7 protein-coding genes are annotated in these 15,177 nt (G+C 65.9%); 4 read left to right on the top strand and 3 right to left on the bottom strand.

The window, feature by feature from the left end; genetic code table 11:
- Window positions 1-39 precede the first annotated feature (39 nt).
- From smc to VT03_RS17705, 3 genes are all read left to right on the top strand, one after another.
- Window positions 40-3,918: a chromosome segregation protein SMC gene (gene smc, locus VT03_RS17715; protein ID WP_075094208.1), complete on the top strand. Its 3,879-nt coding sequence runs from the start codon at window positions 40-42 to the stop codon at window positions 3,916-3,918.
- Between the two features lie 196 nt (window positions 3,919-4,114).
- The gene (locus VT03_RS17710) at window positions 4,115-4,759 is read left to right on the top strand and encodes a class I SAM-dependent methyltransferase (RefSeq protein ID WP_075097172.1); all 645 of its coding nucleotides are present in this window, start codon (window positions 4,115-4,117) and stop codon (window positions 4,757-4,759) included.
- Window positions 4,760-5,155: 396 nt separating this feature from the next.
- Entirely contained in the window at window positions 5,156-5,974 is an 819-nt protein-coding gene (locus tag VT03_RS17705; RefSeq protein ID WP_075094207.1) for a hypothetical protein, read from the top strand.
- A 305-nt stretch (window positions 5,975-6,279) separates the two neighbouring features.
- Here the strand turns inward: VT03_RS17705 and VT03_RS17700 are convergent, their stop codons facing one another.
- Both VT03_RS17700 and VT03_RS17695 read right to left on the bottom strand, forming a co-directional pair.
- Window positions 6,280-6,888, bottom strand: a complete 609-nt coding sequence (locus VT03_RS17700; protein WP_075094206.1) for an HNH endonuclease — start codon at window positions 6,886-6,888, stop codon at window positions 6,280-6,282.
- Between the two features lie 253 nt (window positions 6,889-7,141).
- Window positions 7,142-9,061 carry a hypothetical protein gene (locus VT03_RS17695; protein WP_075094205.1) on the bottom strand — a complete coding sequence of 640 codons (1,920 nt, stop codon included), beginning with the start codon at window positions 9,059-9,061 and terminating at the stop codon, window positions 7,142-7,144.
- Window positions 9,062-9,558: 497 nt separating this feature from the next.
- Between VT03_RS17695 and VT03_RS17690 the strand changes: the two genes are divergently transcribed.
- A complete protein-coding gene (locus VT03_RS17690) occupies window positions 9,559-10,974 on the top strand; it encodes a sigma-54-dependent transcriptional regulator (RefSeq protein ID WP_075094204.1) in 1,416 nt (471 codons plus the stop codon).
- Window positions 10,975-11,284: 310 nt separating this feature from the next.
- Here VT03_RS17690 and VT03_RS17685 read toward each other — a convergent pair whose 3' ends face one another.
- Window positions 11,285-14,761, bottom strand: a complete 3,477-nt coding sequence (locus tag VT03_RS17685; RefSeq protein ID WP_075094203.1) for a pyruvate carboxylase — start codon at window positions 14,759-14,761, stop codon at window positions 11,285-11,287.
- Between the last annotated feature and the right edge of the window lie 416 nt (window positions 14,762-15,177).

The raw sequence follows: 15,177 nt of genomic DNA, 5'->3' as shown, positions 1-15,177 counted from the left end.
CCCGCGCGCCGCCCTCCACTTCGCGTCGTTTCCCATTCCATGCTGAAGTCTCTCGAACTTTTCGGTTTCAAGAGCTTCGCGGATCGGACTCTCTTTGAGTTCTCTCCGGGGGTGACGTGTGTCGTTGGACCGAACGGAAGCGGCAAGAGCAACGTCGTCGACGGCATCAAGTGGATCCTGGGGGACCAGAGCGCCAAGAGCCTTCGCGGAAAGGAGATGACAGACGTCATCTTCAACGGCTCCAACAGCCGTAAGGCGAGCGCCTTCGCCGAGGCGTCCCTCTCCTTCGACAACGCTTCCGGCCGGCTCCCGGTCGACAGCGCCGAAGTGAAGATCGGCCGGCGGCTCTACCGCAGCGGCGACTCGGAGTACCTGCTCAACGGGAACGTCGTCCGCCTCAAAGACATCCGTGACATGTTCATGGGGACCGGGGCGGGGACCGCGGCCTACAGCATCATCGAGCAGGGGCGGGTCGACCAGATCCTCCAGGCCAACCCGGCGACGCGGCGGCTCGTCTTCGAAGAGGCGGCCGGGATCAGCAAGTACAAGTCCCGGAAGATCGAGGCGGAGCGGAAGCTGGAGCGGGTCGCGCAGAACCTGTTGCGGCTGACCGACATCGTCGACGAGGTCGAGACCCAGCTCAATTCGACCCGCAGCCAGGCGAGCAAGGCGGCCAAGTACCGCGAGCTGGCGGTCGAGCTCAAGACCCTCTGGACCGGGCTGGCGGCGGACGACTTCCGCGAGCACCAGTCCCACATGGCCGGCATCCAGGCCGATGCGGCCGGGGCGCAGGCCGAGGTCGAGCGGCTGGCGGGCGAGCTGTCGCAGATCGAAGAGGAGACGCAGGGGCTGGAAGGGAGCCTCTCCGAGCATGAGCGGGCGGTCCGCGAGCTGGAGAAGCAGGCGGGAGCCAACCGCGAGCAGATCGCCGTCCAGGAATCGACGATCCGGCACCAGACCTCGCGGCTGAAGGAACTGGAGCAGGAGATCGACCGGCTGCGGCAGGATCGCCTGACGCTGACGGTCCGTTCGGCCCGGATCGACGAGGAGCTGCGGACCACCTCCGCGCGGCTGGAGCAGTTCGCGCGGGCCTTCGACGAGCAGCGGCTGGCGATGCAGGGTCGCGAGGAAGAGCTCGCCGGGCTGCGGGTCCTGTTCGACGAGGCGCGGGCCCGGATCCGCGAGACCCGGAACCGCCGGGACGAACTCCTCAAACGGGTCAGCGAGCAGCAGCGGAAGACCGCGGCCCTCGAATCGCAGCTCAGCGCGGCGGCCGAGACCGTGGCGCTCGCCGAAACGAAGGTCCGCGAGAGCGTCGACCGGCTGGCTCTCGCCGAGCGGGAACTCGAGCGGCAGCAGATCGCGACGGGCGAAATCCAGTCGTCGAGCGACGCCGCCCGCGAACAGATCGAGTCGATCCGCCTGGAGCGGATGAATCTCCTCGGCGACCACGGCCAGACCGAACGGCGGCTGGCGGACCTGCGGGAGCGCCGCAGCGCCGCGCAGGCCCGGCTGACCGTGTTGCAGGACCTGGAGCGGCGTCAGGAAGGGCTCGGGATCGGGGTCCGCGAAATCCTCGAACGGGCCGCCACGGTCGCTTCGCCGCCGTGGTCGAGCATCGTCGGGAGCGTCGGCGAACTCGTCGACGCGGCGCTCGACGTCGCCCCGCTGATCGAAATGGCGCTCGGCTCACGGACGCAACTCATCGTCGTTGACGACGCCGGTCCGCTCATCGATTACCTCAACCGCGGCGAGGCCCACATCCTGGGCCGTGTCGGGTTCCTGGAACTCCCCTCCGCCCGCCGAGGCGCGCCGACGGCCGCGGCGGCGGCCCGATCCCGCGGGTTCCGGATCTCCGCGGAGCGGCTGCCGGACCTGTCGCACGAGGCGGGGGTGATCGCCCGGGCCGACACGCTCCTGACCGAATCCGAAGCGGTTCCGGGACTGGCGGCGCGGCTCCTGGCCGATACCTGGATCGTCGCCTCGCTGAAAGACGCGTACGACCTCCTCGACGGTGTCGGGGCGGGCTGCCGGTTCGTGACCCAGCAGGGGGAGCTCGTTGAAGCGGACGGGACGCTCTATGTCGGGACGGTGCCGAGCGAGAACGCCGTCCTCTCCCGCAAGAGCGAGCTTCGCCAGCTCCGCAACGAAATCATCCGCCTCGACCGGACGATCACGAGCGAAGTCGACCGGCTGGGCTGGCTGACGTCTTCGCTGACCGACCACGACGGCCGGCTCGCCGCCGCCGACCAGGAATTCCAGCTGGTCTCCGCGCAGCTCGCCGAGGCGGTGACGCGGCTCGACTCGCAGCAGCAGACCGTGGCCCGGTTGACCGAGGAACTGAGCAGCTACGAAGGAGTTCTGAGCCGCCAGGAGGAGCGCCGCGACCAGGTGACCCGGGCCCTCGACGAGCAGCGGGTCCTCATGGAAGAGGAACGGGCGAATGCCGACGCCCTGACGCTGGAAGTGGCGGATGCCGAGCAGCAGACGGCGTCGATCGAGGCGACGCTCAACCTCCTGATCGAGACGGCCCGCGAGGAACAGCTCGAGTTCGCCAAGCACGAGGAACGGCTCAAGACACTCCAGAGCGATCAAGTCCGGCTGCGGCAGGATCAGGTCCAGCGCGTGGCGCAGCAGAAGGAAGTCGAACAGCGGCTGCGGTCGCTCCTGTCCGGACGGCGGGAGGCGATCCAGCTCATCCTGCGGACCGAGTCGAGCGTCTCGCTGCGGTTCGGCCAGGGGGAGACGCTGTCGCAGTCGGTGCGGAGCGCGGCGAAGCAGCGGGATGCGGTCCGGATGCAGCGGCAGCTCCTGTCCCGCCGCGGGGACGAACTCCACAAGAAGCGGCGGGCGGCTCAGGACCGGCAGCACGCCGCCGAAATGCAGATCCGCGAGCGCGAGATGCATCTCCGCTCGCTCGCCGAGAAGATGCAGGAGGAGTACCAGACGACCCTCGAAGAGCTGGCGGCCAGCGGCGTCTCGTCCTTCCGCGCGTACCTCGAAGAGCATGCGCCCGAGCAGGCGGCACAGATGTGGGGCACCCGTGAGTCCGAAGAGGCGGCCGTTGAAGAGGCTGCGGACGAAGAAACCGGGATGGAAGCAGTCGACGCTTCGGACGAAGAGTCCGTCGAAGTCGAGGTGGAGTCGAACGAGCTGGCGGCGGAGGAGTCGGAGGCCGGGGAGTCGGCCTACGCCGAGCTCGTCCCGGTGGTGAACTACGCCGACATCCGTCCCGAGCTGGAGGCGGCGGTCGAGCGGCTGCGACGGCGGATCAAGGCGCTCGGGAGCATCAACACCGACGCGCTGAACGATCTCGACGAGCTGGAGTCGCGGTTCTCGATCCTGAGCGCCCAGCTTCAGGACCTGCAGGAAGCGAAGTCGACGCTGGAAGAGATCATTCGCCGTATCAATACGGAGAGCAAACGGCTGTTCCTTGAGACGTTCGAGACGATCCGCGGGCACTTCCGGGAACTGTTCCGCAAGGTCTTCGGCGGCGGCGAAGGGGATATCGTTCTCGAGAACACCGACGACGTGCTGGAGTGCGGCCTCGACATCGTGGCCCGGCCGCCGGGCAAGGAGCTCCGCTCACTGACGCTGCTCAGCGGTGGCGAGAAGACCATGACCGCCGTGGCGCTCCTGTTCGCGATGTTCCGCAGCAAGCCGAGCCCGTACTGCATCCTGGACGAAGTCGACGCCGCGCTCGATGACGCGAACGTCGGCCGGTACATCAACGTCATTCGGGAGTTCGCCGAGATGACGCAGTTTGTCGTCATTACGCACCGGAAGCAGACGATGACGGCCGCTAACGTCCTCTACGGCGTGACGATGGAGCAGGCGGGGGTCTCGAAGCGGATGTCGGTCCGGTTCGAGGAAGTGGGCGAGAACGGCGAGATCAAGAAGGCCAGCAAGGCGGCTTGATCGTCGGATCGCCGCATCCGCTTTCTCCCTATCTGTGTCTATCTGTGTTCATCCGTGGCTGAAGAATCTGGATTGAGCCACAGATGAACACAGATTCACACAGATAAGACGGGCGCCGCCGAACTCTGCGGAGCCGGGCTGAATTGGGAAGCGGACTTCGTTATTGTTTCGGCTTTCGTCCTGCGGGTATTCCTTCGTGTCGCTGCTCGAACAGATTGCGTTTTTCCGGGAGTTTCGGCGGCGGTTCGAGACGACCGGCTCGATCCTTCCCAGCAGCCGGTTTCTGGCCCGGGCGATGACTGAGCCGCTCCGTGCTCATCCGCGTCCGAGGCCGCTGCGGATCCTGGAGATCGGGCCGGGGACGGGGGCTGTGACGGGATCGATCGTCTCGCAGCTGCAGCCCGGGGATGTCTTTGACCTCGTTGAGATCAACGAGAACTTCGTCGCGGTTCTGAAGAATCGGTTCGAGTCCGATGGGGCGTGGCGGTTGAGGGCGGCGCAGTCGACGATTCACAACTGCCCGCTTCAGGCGTTTCAGTCTACCGCTCCGTACGACGTTGTGATCTCGGGGCTTCCGTTCAACAACTTTCCGATGTCGCTCGTTGAGGAGCTGGTGTCGGCTTCGTGGGGGCACGTGGCGCCGGGGGCGACGTACTCGTTTTTTGAGTACATGTTCGTGCGGTCGGTCCGGTGTTCTGTGGGGGCGAAGGGGGACCGGGAGCGGCTGACGGCGATTGAGAGCTATCTGCAGGGTCGGTTTAGGGATTCGCGTTTTCGCCGTGACTGGGTGTTTGCGAATGTTCCGCCGGCGTGGGTGCAGCATCTTCGGAAGGAGGCCTGAGACCGCTATCTCAAGAACCGGGTCCAGGGGCACCCTGGTGGGGAGTGCAGAGGGGCAACGCCCCTTTGCCCGCCGGAGGCCTGGCCGTCGAGAGATGTCTGAAGGAGCGAGTGTCCAAACGCGGACACCGCGTCGTATGCCCCCACATCAACCCGCGGGGAGTCCAGAGCGAGTCGTGAGTCTTCGACGCCGGTTCCACAAAGGGGACGCCGGTTGCTTACCACGGTTCCTCACAGGAGTGCCTCCGGCGGCAAGGGGTTGCCCCCTTGACCCCGGCTGCCGTGGCACGTTGGGTTTGAGCTATGGGAGCCGTGCCGGCAAGGACGCCGAGCCCGACCGGCGATACGATCATTCTGCCCGCCCCCGGTGACCGGGCCGGCCCTCGCGGAGCCACCCATGCGAACGATCGTCGCCCTCCTTCTCCTGGCCACACCCGTCTCCGCCGGAGAACCACCGGCCTGGACAAAGGAGATGTTCTACGGCGTCTACGCCTGGTCCAAAGACGACGGCGAGCAGTACCTCAAGGACCACGGGATCCGTCGTCCCCCCACCACCCCAGGCGTCTACGTGAAGTCGGCGGAGGAGGCGGGCTGGCTCAAGGATTCCAACCCGCTCCGCCCGGGCTCGCTCATCGAATCCGTCAACGGCGTCCGCGTTGCGACCCCGGACGAACTGCGGAGAGAGCTGGTCGCATCGCCACACGGTTCGACAGTCACGCTCAGCGCCTACGAGATTCACGCAGGCGGAGTCGCCGCCACGCCCACAGTCCACAAGTTCACCGTGATGTCCCGGGGCGACGTGGCCAAGTCCTACATTTCCCTGGCCGGAAGCAAGGACCGCCCCGAAAAAGCCGCCTTCCCCAACAGCCGGCGCCTGCCTCCTGATCAGAGCGTCTTGTTTGTCCGGTTCGTCGTCGACCCGGACGGTGCCGTCCACTCCCCGATCCTGATCGCCACGACGGGGCACGGGATTCGAGGGATGCAGGAGCTGACGGTCCGCAAGGGAGACGACGTCCGAACGATCCCCATGAAGAATGGCAAAGCTCCGGTCACCGCCGAAGTCCTCGCCGTCTGCCGATTGATCGCGTCCGGGGACTACGCGGTCAGCCTCACGCACGCAGACCACACCGTGAAGTACGACGAAGCGCCGGGCATCTGCGTCAAACGGTGCATGGAGGCCTATGAGGCCTTCGGCGGCGAGTGGCCGAAAGAGTGAGGCTCAAGCCCAATTCAATCATTCCACGGTGGTGTGCTTTGCAATACTGCCTACCCCGAAGGGGTTGCGTCCAATAGCCCAGGGTTGCCCGCCATGCGGGCTACCCTGGGATGAGAGGGCGTGGGCAGAGACTACCCCAAAGGAGGTTGCGTCAAGGCGGTTCGTTGACGGAACCCCGACGGGGTTCTTGAGAATGAACCAACGATAACCCAGGGTAGCCCGCTCCGCGGCCAACCCCGGGCTATTGGGCGTAACTCCTTCGGAGTAAAGAGAAGAGGTCTCGGCCCGACTTGGAACGCCCCGATCTACTGCTGCGCGTCTTCCAGCGCCGGGATGAACGTCTTCCAGCAGGCATACCGCCGCATCGTGAGCTGGCGGCTGAGAAGCGGACTGCGCTTCGGCTTGACCGGCTCCCGGATCAGCCGCATCCCCGCTTCGGCCGGCGTCCGCCCCCCCTTGCGGGTGTTGCAGGTGAGGCAGGCGCAGACCACGTTCTCCCACGTATCCGGGCCGCCGCGGCTGCGGGGCATGACGTGGTCGAGACTGAGACGCTGGCTGGCAAACCGCCGGTTGCAGTACTGACAGCGATGCTCGTCCCGCAGGAAGATATTGCGGCGATTGTATTTAACAGCGTTCCGCGGCCCGCGTTCGTATTTCAGCAGCCGGATGATCCGGGGGACTTCGATGTCGAAGTGGACCGAGCGGATCCACTCTTCATGCTCGCGGGGAAGATCGAGCGAGCGTTTGAGCTGGCTCAGGTCCTTCCAGCCCTCGAAGTCGTACGCCATGACGCCGGCGTCTTCGACGGCGATCACCTCGGCGACGCCCTTGCAGAGGAGACAGAAAGCCCTCTGCACCGAGATCACGTGGACCGCACTGAATCCACGATTTAAGACGAGAACACTTCCCTGCATCGCAGAGGGCGACCGTTGATCAAGATCAAGCGGTGCGTCCTCGTGCGGTGTGGCGTTGGTCAGGGAACTGCGCGGGACTGATGAAATCATCCGCATTCACCCTGTGGACCTAAACAGGCCATCGAAACCGAACCGGTGCCGAGCGCCCACCCACGGAGACTCAAATCCTAGTCACGCCCCGGAAGGCCGACAATGGATCGTGGTGAACTTCCAGTGAAGGCGGCGTTGCGAATCTGTTGGGGACGACGAGGCTTTACGGCGAACCGGACAAGGGCTTCCGCCACAGCGTGAAGCCGAGAGGAAGCTCCCGCGGGGCCCAGTCCAGACTCCTCAGGAGGTCGTGGACACGGTCCCGTTCCGGCGCGGTGACGACCGCCTCGAACCGGTTCCAGTCGATCGGAGTCTCCGGCGATTCCCCCCCGCAGAGGCGGCGCCAGTCGTCCATCAGCTTCTGCTGCGACCAGTTCAACTCGTAAGCCATGACGACGGGTCGGCCGAGGTAACTGGCCCGCGTCGAATCGCTGATGATCGGGTCGAGCAGCACCCGGTCCTGCGGAGCGGTCTCGCGGCGGACCGCATAAATCAGGTCGACCGCCCTCGTCGGGAAGTGCCGCGTCTCGAGGACGGGATACTGGAAGGCGAACAGCCCCCCGTTGAGGATCTGGACTCCGACGACCAGCCAGGCGAACCGCCGTCCCCAGAGCGTCGCCGGAGCGACGGGGCCTGACGGGAGCGCCGCGACGAACGGCCACAGGAGCGACAGGCAGCCCATGGCCCCCCAGAACAGGTTGGGCTGCATCCCGAGCGGGACCAGGTCCTCCTCCCGGAACAGCAGCGGAAAGAGGAGCGATCCTCCCATGGCGATGAGGAGCAGATCGACGGGCCGCCGTTCCGCCGGACGCCCCAGGTCCCCGAAGAGTTTTCGCAGGAAGGGGAGACTGAGAAGAAAGATCCCTCCGCACTTCCCGAGGAAGAACGAAAGGACGTCCCTCGCCTGCCCCGCGGAAGGATGCAGGGACCAGCCCCGCGAGAGGCTGAAGACGGGATAGAGGAGCGGCAGGTGGTAGATCCCGACCCCCGACAGCAGGATGGCGACGACGCCGGCGAGCGCCCGCCAGGAGGTCCGCTGAAGGACGAGCCGGATCAGCAGCGCGGGGGCCAGAACGATGAACAGCGACGGCTTGCACAGTCCGCTGACGACCTGCAGGAACGCCGTCAGAAACAGGTCCGGCGTTCGTCCCCGGCGGCAGTACTGGTCGTAGAAGACCATCGAGACGAAGGCGAGCGCGACCGACGCCGCCTGCGGCAGGTTCCACGACATCGCCCCCGCCACCTGGCTGCCGGCCGCCGCCACCTTCTCGAGGTCGGTCGAGATGCTCCAGGGGGGCCAGCCGACGCACCCCAGTACGAGAGGGACCAGCGACGCGAGGACCCGGAGCCACGGTGATCGAATCCGGTCCCCCAGGAGCTCCCACGCGCTCCACGCCGTGAGGAGGCGGCAGAGGATCCAGACGACGGCGGCCGCGTGATAGGGACCGACTCCGGTGATCGAAGAAACCCCGTCCATCCAGACCGCGTAGCCGACATGGCCGGGGGGTTCGAACGGCCGGGCCGGATCGGGCGTGCCGAAAACGCACCGCAGCGGCAATCCCCCTTCGCCGATCAGGGTCGCGACATGAACGTGGATCGGGAGGTCTCTCCAGAAGTCGTTGTAGATGGAGTGGGGGACCCGCTGGACCCGCAGGGGAAACTCCAGGAGAGCGTGCTGCCACAGCCCGAAGCCGGCGGCGAGCAGGACGGCCGCGACCCAGGACGCGGGCCCCCGGGAGATCGCCCATCGGCGACGGTTCCGGACCGCTCCCACGACTCCGGCCAGCGCCAGGACTCCCGCCGCCGCCGTCCCGGGGATCGCGGACGGCACGATGAACAGCGCCCCGGTCCAGAGCAGGATGTTGAGGCCGATTCCCGCCCCGACGCATTGCAGCAGCCGGCCACCGAACGGAACGGGGTAGGGTTGGCGATCGGCTTCGTCGCGGGAGGCCGTTGGCCACGCGAAGAGCGCCCATCCGGTGAGGGCGTGGACGACCAGCATGACCGCGGCCGCCAGAACGAGGCGGAGGACCGGCTCCGGACTCTCGGAGAGAAGCTCCAGGTACTCGTTGAGGGAGGTCATCCGAAGTCGTCTTGATCCCGCTGTGCTCACAGGCGGCCGATCGCGCGTGCGGCAGACGACGCGGGGTACGCCTTGACCCGGGCGCTGATGCTAGAGGCCCCGTGTTAAGGCTTCGCGTGTTTCTTTGCGGCCGGGCACCCGGTCCCACCCGGTGTGTTGCCGTTTGCGATGCCGATTTGCCACATGAGGTGTTTCGGAAACGCCTCACGGGCAGCGCTGGACGTGTCACGGAAGACGGACAGGGAAAAGCCCCTCGTCGGCTCCGCCGCGCGACCAGCTCCAGACAATCCTTGCATTTTTGCAAGCGGCGCGGCGGTTCGCGGGATCTTCGGCTTGAGCGCCGCCGATCCCGCGGCCGTTCGGACGCACCCCGGAGAGCGCCGCGTCAAGATTGGCACTCCATTTGTAAAGACTCCCTATCAGGAACGGGCACGGCGGCGCGGACGCACTTTTCGTCTGTCGGTGTGCGCCTGGCTCGTCCATCACGGGAAGTCTGTATGCGATCGACGATGATTCTGTGGCTGACCTCGGACCGGGACCTGACCAGCACGGCGGAACAGGAATTCGGCTCCGCTCTGCGGCACCATCGCGTCACGACACTCGACGACGCCCGATCCTCGATCGCGCCGCTGCAGCCGGGCCTGCTCGTCATCGACCAGCGGACCGTTTTCGACGGAGGCCACGGCGCGGACCGGTTCGTCGAGGAGCTGTTGCTCCGGCATCCCCAGGGCCGGATTGTCCTGCTGACCGGGCCGGACTGTCCCGAGATTCTGGAGCGCCGCGCGGCGTGCTCAACATTGATTCATCTCCGCGATGCCGCGGGGGTCGTCGACGCGATCCGGAAGGAATACACCGACGCCCTGATCACGCCGATCCCGGTCCATCATGACCGGCCGACCGAGACGTTCGGCCGCGCGGTCCTGGAGGGGGCAACGCACAAGTTCGAGACGAATTCTCCCGTCCTCAAGTCGATGCTCGAGGACCTGTCGATCGCCGCATCGCACGACGTCACGATCCTGCTCATCGGGGAGACGGGGGTCGGGAAGACATTTCTCTCGAAGCTGATTCATGAGACGTCGCCGCGGCGGAACGAGCCGTTCCTGCACGTGCCCTGCGGGGCGCTGCCGCGGGAGCTGATCGAGAGCGAGCTGTTCGGACACCAGAAGGGGTCGTTCACGAGTGCCCATGCCGACAAGGAGGGGAAGTTCGTCGCCGCCGGGAAGGGGACGATTCTGCTGGACGAAATCGACGTCCTGGGGCTGGAGCAGCAGGTGAAGCTGCTGAAGGTGATCGAGACGGGAGAGTTTGAGCCCGTCGGATCGAATCGGACCCTCAAGTCTCAGGCGCGGCTGGTGGTGGCGAGCAACCTGGATCTGCAGCCGCTGGTTGAGGCGAGCCGGTTCCGGCCGGACCTTTACTACCGGCTCAGCATGCTGAAGTTTGAGATCCCGCCGCTGCGGAAGCGGAAGGTCGACATCATCCCGATGGCGAAGAAATTCATCGGGAAGTTTGCGGCGAAGCACAACATCACGATTGCCCGGATCGATGACACGTTCCTGGAGGCGCTTCTCGACTATCCGTGGCCGGGGAACGTCCGCGAGCTGGAGCATGTGATCCAGCGGGCGGTGATTTACTGCCGCAACGGGCTGTTGACGGCGGAGCAGCTTCCCGCGCACGTCATGGCGGGGAAGGCGGGTCCGACGAACGATCCTTCGGTGGTGCTGGGTGATCGGCGCGGGACGAACGAAGTGACGCTGAGCAATCAGGTGGCCGTGAACGAGCGGGAGATCATTGAGCAGTCGCTGTTCAAGAACAGTTTCAGCCGGACGCGGACGGCGAAGGATCTGGGGATCAGCCGGGTGACGCTGTACAACAAGATGAAGAAGTACAACATCCTGAAGAATTCGAACTAGTTCACCCGGCGGGCCATATACCGGGTCCAGGGCGGATGCCCTGGTGGCGTGCAGGGGCCACCCCCTGCCCGCCGGAGGCTGTCTCGTCGGGAGATGTCTGAAGGACGCCGTGTCCAAGCGCGGACAGCGTGCCGGATGCCCCCCACATCAACCCGCAGGTTCCACAAAGCGGGCGCCCGTTGCTTACCGCGGTTCCTCATGGAGGCGCCTCCGGCGGCAAGGGGTGACCCCCTTGACCCCGGCTGCCGTCGCACGTTGGGTTTGAGCTATCGGAGCTGCGCCGGCAAGGATGCGGTTCGAGCGCCGGCACTCAGCCGAGAACCATCAGCAGGTCGCCGGTCTCGACGTTCTCTCCCTTCGCGACCACGACCTCCCGGACCTTCGCGTCACGGTCGGCGTAAATCGAGGTCTCCATCTTCATCGCTTCCAGGGTCAGCAGCTTCTGCCCCTTCTTGACCTCTTCGCCCACCGTCACGGGGACGAGGACTACCATCCCGGGCATCGTCGCCCCGATCTGCTTGGGGTCATCGCTCTCCGCCTTGCGGCGGGACTTCGTCTCGGGGGTCAGCGACAGGTCCGTGATCGTCACGTTCCGCGGCTGGCCGTTCAGCTCGAACGAGACCGTCCGGGTTCCGTCCGGATGCGGCATCCCCAGGCCGACGTACTTGATGAACAGCGTCTTGCCGGACTCGATCTCGACGGTGGTCTCTTCGCCCGGCTCCATGCCGTAGAAGAAAATCGGCGTCGGCAGCAGGCTCGTATCGCCGTACTGATGGCGGTGAGCGGCAAAGCCTTCGAAGACCTTCGGATAGAGGATGTAGGACAGAACGTCCTGGTGCGACGGCTCACCGTCGACCATACCGGCGACCTTCTCCTTCGCGGCACCGAAGTCGACCGGAGGAAGGCTCGCGCCGGGGCGTTCGGTGAACGCCTTGCGGTTGCCGAGAATCCGCTGCTGAATCTTCTCCGGGAACCCGCCGGGGGGCTGGCCCATCGCCCCGCTGAGGAGGTCGATGACCCCTTCCGGGAAGGAGAGCTCGCGGTCGCCGTTCAGGACGTCGTTCGCCGTCAGGTTGTTGGCGACCATGAAGAGCGCCATGTCGCCGACAGACTTCGACGTCGGCGTCACCTTCACGATGTCGCCGAACATCTGATTGACCTCGGCGTAAACCCGGCAGACTTCCGCCCACCGGTCTTCGAGGCCGAGAGCCCGGGCCTGCTCGTAGAGGTTCGTGTACTGGCCGCCGGGCATCTCGTGGTTGTAGAGGTCGGCCGTACCGGCCAGCTCGTCGCTCTCGAACGGAGCGTAGAACTGCCGGGCGACGCGCCAGTATTCCGCGATCTCATCCAGGACGTGCGAATCGAGGCCGGTGTCCCGTTCCATAAACCGCAACGATTCGCTGAGCGTGTTGAGGTTCGGCTGCGAGGTCCCGCCCGAGAGCGGAGCCATCGCACAGTCGACGATATCGACGCCGACGTCCGCCGCCTTGAGATAGGAGGCGGCCTGGATGCCGTTAGTGTCGTGCGTGTGGAAGTGGATCGGGATCCCGATCTCCTGCTTCAGCGCGGTGACGAGCTTCGTCGCTGCCTCCGGCTTGCAGAGCCCCGCCATGTCCTTGATGGCGAGGATGTGGGCTCCCATCTTCTCGAGCTGCTTCGCGAGGTCGACGTAGTACTTCAGGTTGTACTTCGTGCGGTTCGGGTTGAGGATGTCGCCCGAGTAGCAGATTGCCGCTTCGCAGATCGTCCCCGTCTCATTGACGGCGTCCATCGCGACCTGCATGTTCGGCACCCAGTTCAGGCAGTCGAACACGCGGAAGACGTCGTTCCCTGCCTGGGCCGCTTCCTTCACGAACTCGCGGACCACGTTGTCCGGATAGTTCGTGTACCCGACGGCGTTCGAGGCCCGCAGGAGCATCTGGAACAGGATGTTCGGGCACTGCGCCCGCATCTCGGAGAGCCGCTGCCACGGGCACTCCTTCAGGAACCGCATCGACGTGTCGAACGTCGCTCCGCCCCACATTTCGAGCGAGAAGAACTGCGGACAGCGGCGGGCGTAAATGCCGGCGATCTGGAGCAGGTCATGCGTGCGGAACCGCGTCGCCAGGAGCGACTGGTGCGCGTCCCGGAACGTCGTGTCCGTGATCATGAGCCGCTTCTGGTCGCGGACCCAGGCAGCGAACTTCTGCGGGCCGAGCTTCTTGAGAAGGTCGCGGGTTCCTTCGGGGAACGCGGCCGCCTGCGGGCTCCCGGCCGCGGGAGCCGAAGCCCCCGGCGCGACCGGAGACGGGATCGGAGCCGGAAGCCGCCGCTTGGCGACGGGACGGCCTTTCACGAGCGAGTTGCCGTTGACGATCGTCTCGCCGATGTAGCTCAGGACCTTCGTCGCCCGGTCCTTCCGCTTCGGGAGCTCGCGGAGCTCCGGAGTGTCGTCGATGAAGCGGGTCGTGCAGAGACCTTCCAGGAAGGTCGGATGGTTCAGCAGGTTGGTGAGGAACGGGATGTTCGTCTTCACCCCCCGGATGCGGAACTCGGCGAGGCTTCGCTCCATCCGGTGCACGGCGTCGGTGAACCGCCGGGCCCGGGCGGTCACTTTGACGAGCAGCGAGTCGTAGTACGGCGTGACGGTGGCGCCGGAGAACGCGGTGCCGGCGTCGAGGCGGATGCCGAGTCCCGCCGCCGAGCGGTAGTGAGCGATCTTGCCGTAGTCCGGCGTGAAGTTGTTCTCCGGGTCTTCTGTGGTGACGCGGCACTGCACGGCGAAGCCGGTCGTCTTGATCGCGGCCTGGGAGTCGATCCCGATCTCCGGGTCCGCGAGAGCGGCCCCCTGGGCGATGAGGATCTGCGACTTCACGATGTCGAAGCCGGTCACTTCTTCCGTGACCGTGTGCTCGACCTGGATCCGGGGATTGACCTCGATGAAGAAGAACTGGTTCGTGTCGGCGTCGACGAGGAACTCGACCGTCCCGGCGTTCTCGTAGTTCACCTGCTTGCCGATCTCGACCGCCGACGCGCAGATCGCGTCGCGGACCTTGGAATCGAGGTTCGGCGCGGGAGCGATCTCGACCACCTTCTGATGGCGGCGCTGGACCGAGCAGTCTCGCTCGAAGAGGTGGACGAGGTTCCCGTGCTTGTCGCCGAGGAGCTGGACTTCGATGTGCCGCGCCCGGCGGATGTACTTCTCGATAAAGATGTCCGGGCTGCCGAACGCCGTCAGCGATTCGCGGCGGGCGGTGTCATAGGAGGCGAGGAACTGGTCTTCGGACTCGACGACCCGCATCCCGCGGCCGCCGCCGCCGTGGGCCGCCTTGAGGATGATCGGGAAGCCGAGCTTCTTCGCCGCCGCCAGACCTTCGTCGCCGTCCTTGAGCGCGTTCTCGGTCCCGCTCAGGACCGGGACCTTCGCCTTGACGGCGATCTTGCGGGCCGCGGTCTTGTCCCCCAGGTTCTCGAGGGCATCGATCGTCGGGCCGACGAAGATGATCCCCGCCTCTTTGCAGGCCCGGGCGAACTCCGGCTTCTCGGACAGGAACCCGTAGCCGGGGTGGATCGCCTCGATGCCGTGCTGCTTGGCGACGGCGATGATCGCCGGGATGTTCAGGTAGTTCTTGATCGGCTCCCCCGGGGCCCCGATCTGGTAGGCCTCGTCCGCCTTGAAGCGATGCAGCGCGTAGCGGTCCTCATGCGTGTAGACGGCGACCGTCCGGATCCCCAGTTCGTGGGCCGAGCGGAAGACGCGAATGGCGATTTCGGACCGGTTGGCGACGAGCAGCTTGGTGATGGGCATGTTTGACGTCGGAGACAGCAGATGTCGGCGCAGGGAGGCGCCTGCGCGCGGGTCGAGTCGATCGTTCGTGGGCCATCGGGGGAATGACGACCGACATAAGGTAGGATCGACCGAAGGGGGCCGCAAACGGATGGCGGATCGTTGCCAGGAGTTGGACCGGCGGACCTCCGCCCCGTGAACAGCCGTTCCGAATCGCGGCGGGCTCTCTGACAAAACCGACAGGACTGAGCGTAAAACTTCTTCTCTTTTCGGAACCGGGTCGGGAAAATCGGTGAAACAACTGTCAGGCCGTCCGTTCGGGGAGGGTGTCGGATCTCCCCTACGGTCTGACGGCGACCCCGGCGGGGCCAGAAACATGACCGGTTCGTCAACGATCAGGGCCCTCGCGGCCCTCCTGTGCACTGCTGTCTCCGCTT

Source organism: Planctomyces sp. SH-PL14, from assembly GCF_001610835.1.
Taxonomy (GTDB): Bacteria; Planctomycetota; Planctomycetia; order Planctomycetales; family Planctomycetaceae; genus Planctomyces_A.
Note: the sequence above shows the minus strand (reverse complement) of the source record. Positions and strands in the feature narration are given on the sequence as shown.

Excerpts from the sequence above, each read along its gene's own strand:
- smc (WP_075094208.1), top strand. The coding sequence starts at position 40 with ATGCTGAAGTCTCTCGAACTTTTCGGTTTCAAGAGCTTCGCGGATCGG.
- VT03_RS17705 (WP_075094207.1), top strand. The coding sequence starts at position 5,156 with ATGCGAACGATCGTCGCCCTCCTTCTCCTGGCCACACCCGTCTCCGCC.
- VT03_RS17700 (WP_075094206.1), bottom strand. The coding sequence starts at position 6,888 with ATGCAGGGAAGTGTTCTCGTCTTAAATCGTGGATTCAGTGCGGTCCAC.
- VT03_RS17695 (WP_075094205.1), bottom strand. The coding sequence starts at position 9,061 with ATGACCTCCCTCAACGAGTACCTGGAGCTTCTCTCCGAGAGTCCGGAG.
- VT03_RS17690 (WP_075094204.1), top strand. The coding sequence starts at position 9,559 with ATGCGATCGACGATGATTCTGTGGCTGACCTCGGACCGGGACCTGACC.
- VT03_RS17685 (WP_075094203.1), bottom strand. The coding sequence starts at position 14,761 with ATGCCCATCACCAAGCTGCTCGTCGCCAACCGGTCCGAAATCGCCATT.